Source organism: Massilia sp. TWR1-2-2, assembly GCF_049897565.1.
GTDB lineage: Bacteria > Pseudomonadota > Gammaproteobacteria > Burkholderiales > Burkholderiaceae_D > JAFCUW01.
Genome location: NZ_JAFCWM010000001.1, coordinates 101604 through 116392 on the forward strand (window position 1 = coordinate 101604; position 14789 = coordinate 116392).

Genomic DNA, 14789 nt, shown 5'->3' on the forward strand with positions numbered 1-14789 from the left:
CCAGGCCCACGAACAGGAGCAAATCGCATGCCCGTCGTTAAAAAATCAGCCGTTGGCGCCGCGGTGGCGGGCGCCACCCCCGCTTTGCAGCAGGGCCTGGCGCGCGCGGCGGCGGCCACGGTCAAGCGCCGTACCTTCCTGGTACGCGCGGGACTCACCGCCGGCGCCGCCGGCCTGGCGCGCTCGCTGCCGTTCAACGTCATCGAACCGGCCCGCGCGGCCGACCCGAAGGCGGCGCCGGTCGGCACCGCCGAAATCAAACATACCGTCTGCACCCACTGTTCGGTCGGCTGCTCGGTCGAGGCCGTGGTCAGCAACGGCGTCTGGATCCGCCAGGAGCCGGCCTTCGATTCGCCGCTGAACATGGGCGCCCACTGCGCCAAGGGCGCGTCGGTGCGCGAACACGGTCACGGCGAACACCGCCTGCGCTATCCGATGAAGCTCGTCGCCGGCAAATACCAGCGCATCTCGTGGGACCAGGCCATCAACGAAATTGGCGACCGCATGCTGGCGCTGCGCAAGGACGCGGGGCCCGATTCGATCATGACCATCGGCGGCAGCAAGCACAGCAACGAACAGGCCTACCTGATGCGCAAGTTCGTCTCGATGTGGGGCACCAACAACTGTGACCACCAGGCCCGAATCTGCCACTCGACCACGGTGGCCGGCGTGGCCCAGACCTTCGGCTACGGGGCGATGACGAACTCGTTTAACGACCTGCACTTCAGCAAGGCCGTCATGTTCATCGGCTCCAACCCGGCCGAGGCGCACCCGATCTCGATGCTGCACTTCCTGCACGCCAAGGAACTTGGCGCGAAAATGATCGTCATCGACCCGCGCTTTACCCGCACCGCGCGCTTCGCCCACCATTACGTGCGCATCCGGCCGGGCACCGACATCGCGCTGGTGTGGGGCATCCTGTGGCACGTCTTCGGCAACGGCTGGGAAGACAAGGCCTTCATCGAGCAGCGTACCTACGGCATGGACGACGTGCGCAAGGAGGTGGCGAAGTGGACTCCCGACAAGGTCTCTGACGTCACCGGCGTGCCGGAAGCGAGCGTGCGTCTCGCCGCCGAAATGCTTGCAAAGAACAAGCCATCGTCGGTCGTGTGGTGCATGGGCATCACCCAGCACCATGTCGGCACGGCCAACGTGCGCGCCTTGTCGATCCTGCAGCTCGCCCTCGGCAACATCGGCGTGGCCGGCGGCGGCGCCAACATCTACCGCGGTCACGACAACGTGCAAGGCGCCACCGACGTCGGACCGAACCCCGATTCCTTGCCCGGCTACTACGGCGTGGCCGAAGGCGCCTGGAAGTATTTTGCCACCGCCTGGGGCGTCGACTACAACTGGCTCAAGAGCCGCTTTGCGTCGAAGGAGCTGATGGAAAAGCCCGGCATGGCGGTGTCGCGCTGGTTCGACGGCGTGCTGGAGAAAAACCAGTTCGTCGACCAGCCGAGCAACTTGCGCGCCGTGCTGTACTGGGGGCATGCCCCGAACAGCCAGACCCGCCTGCCGGACATGAAGGCGGCCATGCAAAAGCTCGACATGCTGGTGGTGATCGATCCTTACCCGACCATGACGGCGGCCATGCACGGCCGCACCGACGGCGTCTACCTGCTGCCGGCGACCACCCAGTTCGAAACGTCCGGCTCGGTGACAGCGTCGAACCGCAGCATCCAGTGGCGGGAAAAAGTCATCGAGCCGCTGTTCGAGTGCAAGACCGACCAGGAGATCATGTACCTGTTCGCGCGCAAGTTCGGTTTTGCCGAGCAGCTGGTCAAGAACATCAAGGTGGTCAACAACGAGCCGGTGATCGAAGACATCCTGCGCGAAATTAACCGCACCTGCTGGACCATCGGCTACACCGGCTGCTCGCCCGAGCGGCTCAAGCTGCACATGCAGAACAAGCACACCTTCAATCCGACTACACTCAGGGCCGATTCGGGCCCATGCAAGGGCGACTACTACGGTCTGCCGTGGCCGTGCTGGGGCACGCCGGAAATGAAGCACCCCGGAACGCCGATCCTGTACGACCTGTCCAAGTCGGTTGCCGAGGGCGGTTTGCCGTTCCGCGCCAACTGGGGCGTCGAGCACAACGGCGTGACCTTGCTGGCGGCCGACGGCTCGACCACGAACGCCAGCGAGCTCGATACCGGCTACCCTGAGTTCGACCACGTCTTCCTCAAAAAACTCGGCTGGTGGTCGGAGCTGACTCCCGCTGAGGTGGCCCAGGCCGAGGGCAAGAACTGGAAGACCGACTTGTCGGGCGGCATCATCCGCGTCGCCATCCAGCACGGCTGCGCGCCGTTCGGCAACGCGCGCGCGCGCTGCAACGTCTGGAACTTCCCCGATCCGGTACCGGTTCACCGCGAGCCGCTGCTGTCGCCGCGACGCGACCTGGTGGCGCGTTACCCGACCTACGAGGACAAGGCCAGCTTCTGGCGTGTGCCGACCTTGTACAAGTCGGTGCAGCAAGTCGATTTTTCGAAGCAGTATCCACTGATCATGACGTCCGGCCGGCTGGTCGAGTACGAGGGCGGCGGCGACGAGACCCGTTCCAATCCGTGGCTGGCCGAGCTGCAGCAGAACATGTTCTGCGAAATCAATCCGGCTGACGCGGCGCAGGTGGGGGCCGTGACGGGCCATTACATCAACGTCGAAACGCCGACTGGTGCGCGCATGAAGATGATGGCCATGGTGACGCCGCGGGTGCCGCCAGGACTGGTGTGGATGCCATTTCACTTCGGCGGCTGGTGGAACGGCGAAGACATGGTCGACAAGTATCCGGAGGGCGCCGCGCCGCTGGTGCGCGGCGAGGCTGTCAACAGCGGCTGGAGCTATGGCTACGACGCCGTGACGATGATGCAGGAAACCAAGGTGTCGCTGTGCCGCCTGGCGCGCGCCTGACGGCTTGAGGCCAGTGGAGCCACGCGGCGACAACAATTAACAGCAAGGAGACGAGTGCCATGCCAGCCCGGATGAAATTCATTTGCGACACCGAACGCTGCATCGACTGCAACGGCTGCGTGACGGCGTGCAAGAACGAGAACGAAACGCCGTGGGGCGTCAACCGCCGCCGCGTCGTCACCATCGACGATGGCGTGCCGGGCGAGCATTCGATCTCGGTCGCTTGCATGCACTGCACCGACGCGCCGTGCCTGGCCGTGTGCCCGACCAACTGCATCTACCATACCGACGACGGCATCGTGTTGCACAACAAGGACCAGTGCATCGGCTGCGGCTACTGCTCGCTGGCCTGTCCGTTCGGCGCGCCGCAGTTCCCCGCCACCGGCCTGTTCAACCACCGCGGCAAGATGGACAAGTGTACTTTTTGTGCGGGTGGTCCCGAACCGGATTTGTCCGAGGCCGAATTCAAGAAATACGGCCGCAACCGCATTGCCGAGGGCAAGCTGCCGGCCTGCGCAGAACAGTGCGGCACCAAGGCGCTGCTGGGCGGCGACGCCGACATCATCGCCGACATCTACAAGCAGCGCGTCGAAACGCGCGGCTACGGTCCCGAGTTGTGGGGCTGGAACATCGCCTACAACCGGCCCAAGGGCGGCGGCGAGATCCAGGCCAAGGGCAGCGGCCCGCGCGAAAACCAGCTCGACGACGCCCAGAACAAGCCGAAGAGGCATCCGCTATGAGCGCGCGGCATTGCGTCGCCGCCGTCGGCATGGCGGTGCTGCTGTCGGGCTGCCTGGAAGTGAAGCAGCATCCTTCCTATATAGACGGCGAGTATGCCGGCAAGGTCGACAACCGCTCCGAGCAGGTAAGGTTCCACAGCGACAAAATGGCCTGGACCGCGGCAGTCAGCAACCGCACGCTGCGGCAGAACGAGTACAACCGGGCCAACCCCTGAAAGGACTACGTGATGCGCTCATTGACATCCCTGTGGCGTAGCCTGATGCTGTTGCTGGCGCTGATGCTCGCCGGCCACGCGCTGGCCGAGGTACCGCACCGCGCCGCCAAGCCGGCCTACGCCGAAGAGCAGACCATCTTGCAAACCGAAAAGGACAGTCCGGAATCGGGCGTTTCGTCAACCGCGTCCGGCAAGGTCCACGTCGACCGCCATTACCTCGGCCAGTACGGCAGCACCGAAGGCACCGTCATCTTGCAGCGCGGCGGCAACACCTGGCGCCTGCTGCGCAACGGTCCGATCGCCATGGCGGCCGGCTTGCTGCTGCTGGTCACGCCCTTGCTGCTGCTCGGCTTCTACCTTGGCGTCGGCCCCGCGCGCACGACCGAGCAGCCTGCCGGGCACCGCCTCGAACGCTTCAATCGCTGGCAGCGCTGGGTGCACTGGGCCACGGCCTACAGTTTCCTGGCGCTGGCGTTGACCGGCCTGATCATCCTGTTCGGCAAGAACGTCCTGCTGCCCTGGATGGGCCACGGCATTTTCTACTGGGTCGCGATGATCTCGAAGGTGATCCACAACTTCGTCGGGCCGCTGTTCATCCTGTGCTCGATCATCATGTTCATCACGTTCGTGCGAAATAACATCTTCCGCCGCTGGGACTGGCAATGGATCAAGCAGGGCGGCGGGCTGGTGTCGCACAAGCACGTTCCGGCTGGCTACTTCAACGCCGGCGAAAAGCTGTGGTTCTGGGGCGGCGTGGTCCTGCTTGGCCTGGTCATGTCGGTCACCGGCCTGGTACTCGACTTCGTCAATTTCGGCCAGACCCGCTACGTGCAGCAGCTCGCCAACTATCTGCATCTGGCGGGCGCCACGCTGTACATGGTGGCGGCGATGGGTCATATTTATATCGGCACGATCGGCACGCCCGGCGCCTACCAGGCAATGAAGGACGGCACGGTTGATGCCAACTGGGCCAAGGCCCACCACGAACTGTGGTACGACGAGGTCACCCACACAACCCCGCCGACCTCGCCGGTCCCGCAACGCAGGAGGCGCGAATGATCAGGCACACATTATTGTTGATGGCGGCCGCCGCCGCGCTGCTGGCTGGCGGTTGCAGCCGCGGCGACAAAGCGGCCGATGACGGCATCCGCAAGACCAACTTCCCCGGCGGCGTCACTGCCGGCGGCGGCACCAGCGGCGAAGTGATCGCGCGCGCGCAAACGCCGGTGACCGACGGCAGCTATGCGGGCGGCACGCCGGGCATCGCCGGCGGCTCGGGCGGCACGACGGGCGGCACCGCCACCGCCGGCGCGGTACAGGAATCTGGCCACGGGCCGTCGGGCGCCACGGCGCCGCCGGCGGCAAAGCAGACGCCGAGCGGGCAATAGGAGAGGGCATGCACACCAAACTGTTGATTGCACTGGTGCTGGCGGCGACGAGCGGCGCGGCGCTGGCCGCGCTGCCGCCGCCGACCCCGGCCCAGGTAGAGCAGCAAAAGGCCAAGAAGGCCATCGCCGATGCCCAGGCCGAAAAGGACAAGCTGGCACTGCTGGCGAAGATGGACCAACTGACCGCCAACTGGCGCGGCAGGGCCGGCGCCAAGGGCTGGACGGTGAATCCGCCGACCCCGTTGCCGGCGCCCGTGCAGGCGATCACCGCGCCGGCCCTGCAGTCGGCGCCGTCGGGGCAGCCGAGCGGCCAGCTGACCGTGACCGGCGCACAGGCGCCGATCACCAGCGAAAAGGCCGGCACCGCCGCGCCAAGCGCCGACACCAAGACGGCGCCGTCACCGCCGGCCTCCACCGTGAAGACGAAGTAATGCAACTTGCCAGCCTGCCGATTGCCGTCATCATGCAGCGCCGCGTGATCGAACACCGCTGGGCCGACGAGGCCTGGTCGGCGATCGCGGTGCTGACCGACCCGGGTGGGTTGCCGCCGATGCAGCCGCTGCCGTCGAGTGGCGGGCGCGAGGCCTACATGGTGTCCGGCCTCGAGCTGCAGCTGTATCCGGACGAGAACGACGGCTACTTCGAAAACTGGATCGCGCCGGCGTCGAAAGTGTTCGTCATGTGGCGCATGCTCGAAGGCCGCGCGATGCCGCTGAAGGCTTCGGTCAGCTACGCCGAGGGCACCCGCATGTTCGATTCCGGCGAAGCGGCCGACGGCGTGGCGATGCCGCCCGATATCCACAACTGGCTGGCCGGCTACCTGCGCGAACATTACCAGCCGCGCGACCCGGGCGAACGCCACGGCAGGCGTGCGCGCAGCCAGGAGCGATGATGCCGAGCGAAGGATTCCTGCAGCGCTGGTCCAGGCTCAAGGCCGAGCCGGTCGCGCCGGCCCCGGTAGAAGTCGCGCCGGCGCTCCCTGTTGCGCCGGCTGCCGAGCCTGAAGCGGACGTGGCGCTGCCGACCCTGGCCGATGCTGCCGCGCTCGATGCCGGTTCCGACTACTCGGTCTTTGTCGGCCGCGGCGTCGACGCGTCGGTGCGCCGGCTGGCCATGAAAAAGCTGTTCGCCGATCCGCACTTCAACGTCAAGGACGGGCTCGACATTTATATGGGCGACTACACCATTCCGTCGCCGGTCAGCGAAGCGATGCTCGCGTCGCTGTCGCACGCGCGCAATATTTTCGCCCGCATCGACGACGCGCTGACCCCGGAACAAGACGAACCTGCGCCAGTCGCCGGGCCACCCCCGCCTGGCGAAATGACGGCGCTACCCCCACCCGACGATGCACTGTCGGCCGCAGCGCCAGCGCTGCAACCAGACGACCATGCCGTCAAATTGAACTTATGACGCAAACTCAGAACGTCGTTCCCGCACAGGCGCGAACCTGCGCTGCAAGACGGTTTTAGATCACCGATATTCTCACCCGACCAGGAAGCTGCATGAATTCACCCGATCGACTGAGCAGGGAACGGCCCAAGATGGCCGCACTGGAAGCGGCCGCGGCGCTGCCCGGCCCCGATCCCGTTCCCACCGTCACCTACCATTCGACGGGCAAGACGATAATTATCGGCAGTGCCGCCGACTGCGCGCCGTGGGCCGAGGGCCTCTGCGCCCAGCTCGAACTGACCGTGCTGCTGACTGACCCGCCACCGGCCGGCGCCGCCGAGCCGGCGCGGCTGTACCCGGCGCATCGCGCCCACGCCATCCGCGTCGATGGCTGGCTAGGCGCCTTCGACGTCGTCTGGCAAGAGGGCGCCGCCGAGCGCACTGGCCGCGTTGACCTGGTGCTCGATTTGTCGCCGGCGCCGCTGCTGGGCCGGCACCAGAAGCCGGCCGGCTATTTCGCCCCAGGCGCCGATCTGGCCAAGCGGGCGCGTGCGGTCGAGCAGCTGGCCGACATGATCGGCGAATTCGAGAAGCCGAAATACTTCAGCTACAAGGAACGCATCTGCGCCCACAGCCGCAATCGCCTGATCGGCTGCAACGCCTGCATCGAGATCTGTTCCGCCCAGGCCATCGCCGGCGCGGGCGACCGCATCCGCGTCAATCCGAACCTGTGCGCCGGCTGCGGCGCCTGCACCACGGTCTGCCCGACCGGCGCGCTGACCTACGCCTACCCGAGCCCGGCCTACACCGGCGAACGGCTGCGCACGCTGGTATTCACCTATCGCGAAGCGGGCGGTGGCGCGCCGGTGCTGCTGTTCCACAGCGGCGAGCACGGCAAGGCGCTGATCGGCGAACTGGAAACCAGCGGGCAGGGCGTGCCGCCCAACGTCATCCCGGTCGAATTGCAGCACACCGCCTCGGTCGGCATCGACGTCTGGCTGGCGGCGATCGCCTACGGCGCCGGCGCCGTGATGGTGTTGATGACGGACGAGGAAGCGCCGCAATACCGCACCGCGGTGGCCGCGCAGATGGACATCGCCAACATCATTCTCAACGGCCTCGGCTACGAAGGCCGGCATTGCACTTTGCTGCAAGCGAACCACGCGCAGCTGCTTGGCGTGGTGCTGGCGCGCCCGGTCTTGACGACCGGCGTCACCGAGCCTGGCGGCTTCCACGTCATGATGAACAAGCGCAACACGCTCGACCTGGCCTTGTCGCACCTGGCGCGGGTAGCGCCGCTCAAACCCGCGCTGGTACCGCTGCCGGCCGGCGCGCCGTTCGGCGCCATCCAGGTCGACACCGCCAAATGCAGCCTGTGCATGGCGTGCGTCGGCGCCTGCCCGGCATCGGCGCTGATGGACAGCCCGACCATGCCCGAGTTGCGCTTCGTCGAAAAAAATTGCGTCCAGTGCGGCTTGTGCGCGACCACCTGTCCCGAGGATGCAATCGTGCTCGACCCGCGCATGTCGTTCGCCGATACCTGGAACAAGCCGGTGGTGCTGAACGAATCGACGCCGTTCTGTTGCATCCGCTGCTCCAAGCCGTTCGGCACGCTGCAGATGGTCGAGAACATGCTCGGCAAGCTGGGCGCGCATCCGGCGTTCGCCGGCAGCCTGGACCGGCTGAAGATGTGCGGCGACTGCCGCGTGGTCGACATCATGAAAAGTGGCGACAGCGCCCGCATCACCGGCGGCCACGGCTTGTAAGTTCAGCAGACCCCTGCTGCCCCTTGGGGCGCGAACCCCTGCCACATCGGATCACTGAGCAGAACCGCGCTGCCTAGTCCCCCAGCGACGCTGTAAAATAGATTCTTTACTCAAGCACATCTATCGCCATGACCGTCGTTCGCACCCGTTTCGCTCCCAGCCCCACCGGCTACCTCCACCTCGGCGGCGCCCGCACCGCGCTGTACTCGTGGGCGTTCGCCCGCCACTTCGGCGGCACCTTTATCCTGCGCATCGAAGACACCGACCTCGAGCGCTCGACGCCGGAGGCGGTGCAGGCGATCATCGACGGCATGCAGTGGCTCGGTCTCGACCACGACGAGGGCCCGTTCTACCAGATGCAGCGCATGGACCGCTACCGCGAAGTGGTCGGCCAGATGCTCGAAGCAGGCACCGCCTACCAGTGCTATTCGTCGCCGGAAGAAGTCGAGGCGATGCGCGAGCGCATGCGCGCGGCCGGCGACAAGCCGCGCTACGACGGCACCTGGCGCCCAGAGCCTGGCAAGGCGCTGCCGCCGGTGCCGGCCGACCGCAAGCCGGTGGTGCGCTTCAAGAATCCGCTGGACGGCGAAGTGACGTGGGACGATGTCGTCAAAGGCACCATCACGATCGGCAACAAGGAGCTCGACGACCTGGTCATCGCGCGCCCGGACGGCACGCCGACGTACAACTTCTGCGTTGCCGTCGACGACTGGGACATGCAGATCACCCACGTGCTGCGTGGCGACGATCATGTCAACAACACGCCGCGCCAGATCAACATCCTGCGCGCGATCGGCGCGCCGCTGCCGCTGTACGGCCACCTGCCGATGATCCTCGGCGCCGACGGCGAGAAGCTGTCGAAGCGCCACGGCGCCGTCAGCGTGATGGACTACCCGGCCCAGGGCTACCTGCCGGAGGCGATGCTCAATTACCTGGCGCGCCTCGGCTGGAGCCACGGCGACGACGAAGTGTTCTCGATGCAGCAGTTCACCGAGTGGTTCGACCTCAACAACCTGACCCGCTCGCCGGCGCAGTTCAACCCCGAAAAGCTCAACTGGATCAACAACCAGTACATCAAGCAGGCCAACAACGAACGGCTCGCTTCGCTGGCGCGCCCGCGGATGCTGACCGAAGGCGCCGAGTTCAACGGCAACCCGGCACTGGCGCCTGTGCTCGCGCTGATGAAGGAGCGTGCCAACACCGTCAACGAACTGGCCGACGCGGCGATGCTGTTCTACCGTGATCCGACCCCGGAGCCGGCCTTGCTGGCGCAGCACCTGACCGATGCCGTCAAGCCGGCGCTGGCGCAGTTTGCCGAGCGCTGCGAAACGGTCGAGTGGCACCGCCCGGCGCTGGCGGCGATGGTCAAGGAAGTGCTGGCCGCAAACAACATCAAGATGCCGCAGCTGGCGATGCCTTTGCGCCTGGTTCTGACCGGCCAGCTGCAAACGCCGGCCATCGATGCGGTGCTCGAACTGTTCGACCGCGACGTCATTCTGGCGCGTGTTCGCAAATATCTTTGATTAAACTCGCTTCTGGCATTTGCGGAATGCAAGAGAGTAGTCTATAATTTTGCTTCTTCACCGGACGGGGGTATAGCTCAGCTGGGAGAGCGCTTGCATGGCATGCAAGAGGTCAGCGGTTCGATCCCGCTTACCTCCACCACGTTGAAGAGAAGTAGGCAGTAAAATTAGTTCAAGGTCCCCATCGTCTAGAGGCCTAGGACATCACCCTTTCACGGTGAGTACAGGGGTTCGAATCCCCTTGGGGACGCCAGGATTCGATAGTGCGGAAAATGTAGTTGTTCAGCTACACAACCCTGACTAGTCAGGGTTTTTTTTGCACTGCCAGTATTGGGGGGTATAGCTCAGCTGGGAGAGCGCTTGCATGGCATGCAAGAGGTCATCGGTTCGATCCCGTTTACCTCCACCAAGTTGTTTAAGTAAAGTTGCAGTCCCCATCGTCTAGAGGCCTAGGACATCACCCTTTCACGGTGAGTACAGGGGTTCGAATCCCCTTGGGGACGCCAGGATTGAAGTAGCGTGCAATAACAGGTCAGGGTGGTAGAATATCGCCCAGGACAGATTTCTGTCCCCATCGTCTAGAGGCCTAGGACATCACCCTTTCACGGTGAGTACAGGGGTTCGAATCCCCTTGGGGACGCCAGTTAAAAGCCGGAGCAGACCAACGCGCATGCGTACAGGTGCTTCGGCTTTTTTATGTCCGCGCGGTTTCGGCCGGTAGCCGACGCGACTTCCGCTAAAATAACGCGCCGATCCCACTTCCACAGTTGCCCATGCTCGCCACAACGAACCCGACTACGCTCGCGATCTTCTGCAAGGTTGTCGATAACTATGGCGACATCGGCATCTGCTGGCGCCTGGCGCGCCAACTGCAGCACGAGCATGGCGTCGCCGTGACGATGTGGGTCGATAATCTGCGAAGCTTTCAGCGCATCTGCCCGGTTGTCGAGCTCGATGCCGACGCGCAGCGCGTCGCCGGCGTCGATGTGCGCCACTGGCGCGACCAGGAGGGCGCTTTTGCGGTCGCCGACGTCGCCGACATCGTCATCGAATTCTTTGGCTGCGACATTCCGCCCGGATACATTGCCGCCATGGCGCAGTGCGAGCCGCGCCCGGTGTGGCTGAACCTCGAAGGGCTGAGCGCGGAGGAGTGGGTCGAAGGCTGCCATACCTTGCCGTCGCCGCATCCGCGCCTGCCGTTGCTGAAGCATTTTTTCTTCCCCGGTTTTACCGCCAACACCGGCGGGCTGCTGCGCGAAGCGGCGCTCGACGAGCAGCGCCGCCAGTTCCAGCAAGATCCGGCGGCGATGGCCGCGTTTCTGGCGTCCTTTGGCGTCACCGCTGCGGAAATGGCGTCGACGCGCATCTCGCTGTTTTGCTATCCGCACGCGCCGGTCGCAGAAATGTTCGCCATCTGGCAAGGCAGTGCCAGCGCCATCACCTGCCTGGTGCCGGAAGGCGTTGCAGCCGACGCGGTGCGGGATTTTATTGGCGGCGCAGCCGACGCCGGCGCGGCGCGCACGCGTGGGTCGCTCACGGTGCGCGTGCTGCCGTTCGTGCCGCAGCCCGACTACGACAAGCTGCTGTGGGCATGCGACCTCAATTTCGTCCGCGGCGAGGATTCCATCGTGCGCGCCCAGTGGGCAGGGCGGCCGTTCGTCTGGCACATTTATCCGCAGGACGAAGACCTGCACCACAAGAAATTGCGCGCCTTCCTCGGCCGATACTCCGGCGGCATTGTCAGCCTCGACACGTTTTCGCTGCGCTGGAACGACGCCGGCGTCGATGCCGGCGCCGACTGGCCGGCGCTGTGGCGCGCTTTCGAGGCCGACCTGCCGGCGATCGCGCGCCGCACCGACGCCTGGCACGCTGAAATGCTCGGCCACGGCGACCTGGCCGCCAACCTGCTCGACTTTGCCCAGTCGATGAGGCAGCTGGCGGACTAAACTAGGGTATAATGCCCGGTTAATCCAGACCCTATTTTTATTCGATCAAACGTGAGCTTGCGGCGCTTGGCCGAGAGGCGACAGATGATTTTTATGCAACCCACCTTTTACGTACACTCTCTATGAAACCTGCAAAAGAAATTCGTGTTGGCAACATCATTATGGTCGACGCGAAGCCAATGATCGTGTTGCGTTCCGACGTCAACGGTTCGAGCCGCACGGGCTTCACCTACAAGTGGAAGATGAAGAATCTTCTGACCGACACCCCGATGGAAAACGTCTTCCGCGGCGACGACAAGTTCGACGTCGTCGTGCTCGACAAGAAGCCGGTGACGTATTCGTACTTTGCCGATCCGCTGTTCGTCTTCATGGATGCCGACTACAACCAGTACGAAATCGAAGAAGAGAACCTGGGCGAAGCGCTGCACTACCTGAAAGACGGCATGGAATGCGAAGCCGTTTTCTACAACGAAAAAGCGATCTCGGTCGAACTGCCGACCACCATCGCGCGCAAGGTTGCCTACTCGGAGCCGGCGGTCAAGGGCAACACGTCGGGCAACGTCCTGAAAGAAGCCAAGATCGAGAACGCCATCGAAGCGCACCAGCACAGCGTGCAGGTCCCGCTGTTCGTCAGCACCGACGACGTCATCGAAATCGACACCCGCACCAACGAGTACAAGCGCGTCGTTCGCAACTAAGTCGCCGTCCTGTCTCGAAAAGCGCTGCCACGGTCGGGCAGCGTTTTTTTTCGCCTGGGCCACCGGGGTCTGACCGGAAAAAACGGGTCAGACCCCTTTTGTTGCTGGTATGCTATTCAGACCTCATTCACACATTGGAGATTGCATGGATCGCAGGGATTTTGTTCGACTCGGCATGGCCGCTACCGCCGTCGCCACCGCATCGACCGCCAACGCAGCGGGCAAGCTTGCCCCGGCAGGCGCGGACGGCAGCATCCTCGAGGCCGGCGTCCTCGAACAGCAGGCCATGATGAAAGCCGGTAAGCTCAGCTCGCAGTCGCTGGTCGCCCAGTACCTGGCCCGCATCAACGCCATCGACAAGCGCGGCCCGCGCCTCAATTCGGTCATCGAGCTCAATCCCGACGCCCTCAACATCGCCGCCGACATGGACCGCGAGCGCGCCGCCAACAAGGTGCGCGGCCCGCTGCACGGCATCCCGGTGCTATTGAAGGACAACATCGCCACCGCCGACAAGATGAGCACCAGCGCCGGCTCGCTGGCGCTGGCCGGCGTGCGCGCCACGCGCGATGCGCACGTCGTCGCCCAGCTGCGCGCCGCCGGCGCCGTCATCATCGGCAAGACCAACCTGTCGGAATGGGCCAACATGCGCTCGACCCATTCGACCAGCGGCTGGAGTGGCCGCGGCGGCCTGACCCGCAATCCGTATGCGCTCGACCGCAACACCAGCGGCTCGAGCTCCGGCTCGGGCGCGGCGATTGCTGCCAGCCTCGCCACGCTGGCAGTGGGCACCGAGACCGATGGCTCGATCGTCTCGCCGGCGTCGACCTGCGGCCTGGTCGGCATCAAGCCGACCCTGGGCCTGTTAAGCCGCAGCGGCATCATCCCGATCGCCCATTCGCAGGACACCGCCGGCCCGATGACCCGCACCGTCGCCGACGCCGCCCTGATGCTGTCCGCGATGGCTGGCGTCGATGCGTCCGACCCGATCACCAAGGACAGCGCCGGCAAGCCGACCGACTACGCCGCCGCGCTGGTCAAGGGCGGCCTGAAAGGGATGCGGCTCGGCGTGGCGCGCAATTTCTTCGGCAGCGGCGACGCCGTCGACGCCATCATCGAGCGCGAACTGGCGGTGCTGAAGGCGCGCGGCGCGATCCTGGTCGACGTCAAGGTGCCGAACATCGACAAGTACAGCGACAGCGAAACCGAGGTGCTGCTGTACGAATTCAAGCCGGGCCTGGAAGCCTACCTGGCCGGCTATGCGCCGCACGCGCCGATCAAGAACATGGCCGACCTGGTCGCCTATAACATCAAGCACAGCACCAGGGAGATGCCGTTCTTCGCGCAGGAGCACCTGGTCAAGTCGCAGGCCAAGGCGGGCCTGAAGGAGAAGGAGTACACCGAAGCGCTGGCCAACAACCATCGCTATTCGCGCGCCGAAGGCATCGACCAGGTCATGAAGGAGCACAAGCTCGACGCTCTGGTGGCGCCGACCGGCGGGCCGGCGTGGCTGACGGACTTCATCAACGGCGACCATTACGGCGGCAGCTTCTCGTCGCCGGCCGCGGTGGCCGGCTATCCGCACATCACCGTGCCGGCGGGGCATACCAACGGCCTGCCGATCGGGATCTCGTTTGTCGGGGGAGCGTTCAGCGAAGCGGCGCTGATCGGCATGGCGTACGACTACGAACAGGCCACGCTGCACCGGCGCCCCCCGCGCTATCTGGCGTCGGTCAACCTGCCGGCCTGACGCCGGCTTACTTGCTCTTTTTCGCCTTGACGAACACCGGGCCCCACAGCGGGTGCCCGTGCTCGCCGGGCTCGAGGTCGAACGAAGGATCGAGCTTGAGCGCTTTTTCGAACTGCTGGCGGCACAGCGTCTGGCGCGACGTCACGCAGTAGCTGAAGGCGGTGTATTTCAGCGCTTGCAGTTGCGTCGCCTTCGATCCGCCTGATACATCGGCCGCGGCGAGGCGCTTGATGGCGTCGTTGTAGTCGCCGTTGTTATACATGGCCACGCCTTCCTTCAGGCCTGACTGCACCGGCGCCGCCGCCGCTGCCGGCGGCGCCGCCTCTGGGCGAGCGCCGGCTGCCGGCGTTGCTGCCGCGAGCTTGCCGCCAAGGGCGGCCGGCAAGTTGGCGCAGCCGGTGACGACGACGGCGCCGAACAGGCAGGCGAGGGAAGCGAGGGTGCGAATACTGGTCATGTTGAAGTCC

The 14789-nt window shown here is 65.1% G+C and carries 14 protein-coding genes and 5 tRNA genes; 18 read left to right on the top strand and 1 reads right to left on the bottom strand.

Annotated elements, in window-relative coordinates; translation table 11 throughout:
- The first annotated feature begins 27 nt into the window (after positions 1 to 27).
- The 18 genes from ACP7DD_RS00505 (at position 28) to ACP7DD_RS00590 (ending at position 14322) form a co-directional block, all read left to right on the top strand.
- Entirely contained in the window at positions 28 to 2910 is a 2883-nt protein-coding gene (locus ACP7DD_RS00505; RefSeq protein WP_426172730.1) for a molybdopterin-dependent oxidoreductase, read from the top strand.
- Between the two features lie 59 nt (positions 2911 to 2969).
- Positions 2970 to 3650 (top strand): formate dehydrogenase FDH3 subunit beta, encoded by a 681-nt coding sequence (fdh3B, locus tag ACP7DD_RS00510; RefSeq protein ID WP_426172731.1) that lies wholly within the window; start codon positions 2970 to 2972, stop codon positions 3648 to 3650.
- Positions 3647 to 3865 (top strand): hypothetical protein, encoded by a 219-nt coding sequence (locus tag ACP7DD_RS00515; RefSeq protein ID WP_426172732.1) that lies wholly within the window; start codon positions 3647 to 3649, stop codon positions 3863 to 3865. The genes fdh3B and ACP7DD_RS00515 overlap by 4 nt, the downstream gene beginning before the upstream one ends.
- A 12-nt stretch (positions 3866 to 3877) precedes the next feature.
- Entirely contained in the window at positions 3878 to 4924 is a 1047-nt protein-coding gene (locus tag ACP7DD_RS00520; protein ID WP_426172733.1) for a formate dehydrogenase subunit gamma, read from the top strand.
- Positions 4921 to 5253 carry a hypothetical protein gene (locus tag ACP7DD_RS00525; RefSeq protein ID WP_426172734.1) on the top strand — a complete coding sequence of 111 codons (333 nt, stop codon included), beginning with the start codon at positions 4921 to 4923 and terminating at the stop codon, positions 5251 to 5253. The genes ACP7DD_RS00520 and ACP7DD_RS00525 overlap by 4 nt, the downstream gene beginning before the upstream one ends.
- Positions 5254 to 5261: 8 nt before the next feature.
- A complete protein-coding gene (locus ACP7DD_RS00530; RefSeq protein ID WP_426172735.1) occupies positions 5262 to 5684 on the top strand; it encodes a hypothetical protein in 423 nt (140 codons plus the stop codon).
- Complete coding sequence (locus ACP7DD_RS00535) at positions 5684 to 6145, top strand: DUF3305 domain-containing protein (protein WP_426172736.1); 462 nt, start codon at positions 5684 to 5686, stop codon at positions 6143 to 6145. Before ACP7DD_RS00530 ends, ACP7DD_RS00535 begins: the two co-directional genes overlap by 1 nt.
- Positions 6145 to 6663, top strand: coding sequence for a DUF3306 domain-containing protein (locus ACP7DD_RS00540; RefSeq protein WP_426172737.1), 519 nt, complete (start codon positions 6145 to 6147; stop codon positions 6661 to 6663). The genes ACP7DD_RS00535 and ACP7DD_RS00540 overlap by 1 nt, the downstream gene beginning before the upstream one ends.
- Positions 6664 to 6755: 92 nt before the next feature.
- Complete coding sequence (locus ACP7DD_RS00545) at positions 6756 to 8408, top strand: 4Fe-4S binding protein (protein ID WP_426172738.1); 1653 nt, start codon at positions 6756 to 6758, stop codon at positions 8406 to 8408.
- 128 nt (positions 8409 to 8536) lie between these two features.
- Positions 8537 to 9931: a glutamate--tRNA ligase gene (gltX, locus tag ACP7DD_RS00550; RefSeq protein WP_426172739.1), complete on the top strand. Its 1395-nt coding sequence runs from the start codon at positions 8537 to 8539 to the stop codon at positions 9929 to 9931.
- A 66-nt stretch (positions 9932 to 9997) separates the two neighbouring features.
- Positions 9998 to 10073, top strand: a tRNA-Ala gene (locus tag ACP7DD_RS00555).
- Positions 10074 to 10108: 35 nt separating this feature from the next.
- Positions 10109 to 10184, top strand: a tRNA-Glu gene (locus ACP7DD_RS00560).
- Positions 10185 to 10264: 80 nt separating this feature from the next.
- A tRNA-Ala gene (locus ACP7DD_RS00565) sits at positions 10265 to 10340 on the top strand.
- A 21-nt stretch (positions 10341 to 10361) separates the two neighbouring features.
- A tRNA-Glu gene (locus ACP7DD_RS00570) sits at positions 10362 to 10437 on the top strand.
- 61 nt (positions 10438 to 10498) lie between these two features.
- A tRNA-Glu gene (locus tag ACP7DD_RS00575) sits at positions 10499 to 10574 on the top strand.
- Positions 10575 to 10704: 130 nt separating this feature from the next.
- Complete coding sequence (gene earP / locus ACP7DD_RS00580) at positions 10705 to 11877, top strand: elongation factor P maturation arginine rhamnosyltransferase EarP (protein ID WP_426172740.1); 1173 nt, start codon at positions 10705 to 10707, stop codon at positions 11875 to 11877.
- Between the two features lie 122 nt (positions 11878 to 11999).
- Positions 12000 to 12575, top strand: a complete 576-nt coding sequence (locus ACP7DD_RS00585; RefSeq protein WP_099787520.1) for an elongation factor P — start codon at positions 12000 to 12002, stop codon at positions 12573 to 12575.
- Positions 12576 to 12720: 145 nt separating this feature from the next.
- The gene (locus ACP7DD_RS00590) at positions 12721 to 14322 is read left to right on the top strand and encodes an amidase (protein WP_426172741.1); all 1602 of its coding nucleotides are present in this window, start codon (positions 12721 to 12723) and stop codon (positions 14320 to 14322) included.
- A 7-nt stretch (positions 14323 to 14329) separates the two neighbouring features.
- Here the strand turns inward: ACP7DD_RS00590 and ACP7DD_RS00595 are convergent, their stop codons facing one another.
- Positions 14330 to 14779, bottom strand: a complete 450-nt coding sequence (locus ACP7DD_RS00595; protein ID WP_426172742.1) for a TssQ family T6SS-associated lipoprotein — start codon at positions 14777 to 14779, stop codon at positions 14330 to 14332.
- Between the last annotated feature and the right edge of the window lie 10 nt (positions 14780 to 14789).

What these genes read in the sequence shown, in the direction of transcription:
- ACP7DD_RS00505 (WP_426172730.1), top strand. Translation starts at nt 28, where the DNA reads ATGCCCGTCGTTAAAAAATCAGCCGTTGGCGCCGCGGTGGCGGGCGCC.
- ACP7DD_RS00595 (WP_426172742.1), bottom strand. Translation starts at nt 14,779, where the DNA reads ATGACCAGTATTCGCACCCTCGCTTCCCTCGCCTGCCTGTTCGGCGCC.
- earP (WP_426172740.1), top strand. Translation starts at nt 10,705, where the DNA reads ATGCTCGCCACAACGAACCCGACTACGCTCGCGATCTTCTGCAAGGTT.
- gltX (WP_426172739.1), top strand. Translation starts at nt 8,537, where the DNA reads ATGACCGTCGTTCGCACCCGTTTCGCTCCCAGCCCCACCGGCTACCTC.
- ACP7DD_RS00545 (WP_426172738.1), top strand. Translation starts at nt 6,756, where the DNA reads ATGAATTCACCCGATCGACTGAGCAGGGAACGGCCCAAGATGGCCGCA.
- ACP7DD_RS00540 (WP_426172737.1), top strand. Translation starts at nt 6,145, where the DNA reads ATGCCGAGCGAAGGATTCCTGCAGCGCTGGTCCAGGCTCAAGGCCGAG.
- ACP7DD_RS00520 (WP_426172733.1), top strand. Translation starts at nt 3,878, where the DNA reads ATGCGCTCATTGACATCCCTGTGGCGTAGCCTGATGCTGTTGCTGGCG.
- ACP7DD_RS00585 (WP_099787520.1), top strand. Translation starts at nt 12,000, where the DNA reads ATGAAACCTGCAAAAGAAATTCGTGTTGGCAACATCATTATGGTCGAC.
- ACP7DD_RS00535 (WP_426172736.1), top strand. Translation starts at nt 5,684, where the DNA reads ATGCAACTTGCCAGCCTGCCGATTGCCGTCATCATGCAGCGCCGCGTG.
- fdh3B (WP_426172731.1), top strand. Translation starts at nt 2,970, where the DNA reads ATGCCAGCCCGGATGAAATTCATTTGCGACACCGAACGCTGCATCGAC.
- ACP7DD_RS00530 (WP_426172735.1), top strand. Translation starts at nt 5,262, where the DNA reads ATGCACACCAAACTGTTGATTGCACTGGTGCTGGCGGCGACGAGCGGC.
- ACP7DD_RS00515 (WP_426172732.1), top strand. Translation starts at nt 3,647, where the DNA reads ATGAGCGCGCGGCATTGCGTCGCCGCCGTCGGCATGGCGGTGCTGCTG.
- ACP7DD_RS00590 (WP_426172741.1), top strand. Translation starts at nt 12,721, where the DNA reads ATGGATCGCAGGGATTTTGTTCGACTCGGCATGGCCGCTACCGCCGTC.
- ACP7DD_RS00525 (WP_426172734.1), top strand. Translation starts at nt 4,921, where the DNA reads ATGATCAGGCACACATTATTGTTGATGGCGGCCGCCGCCGCGCTGCTG.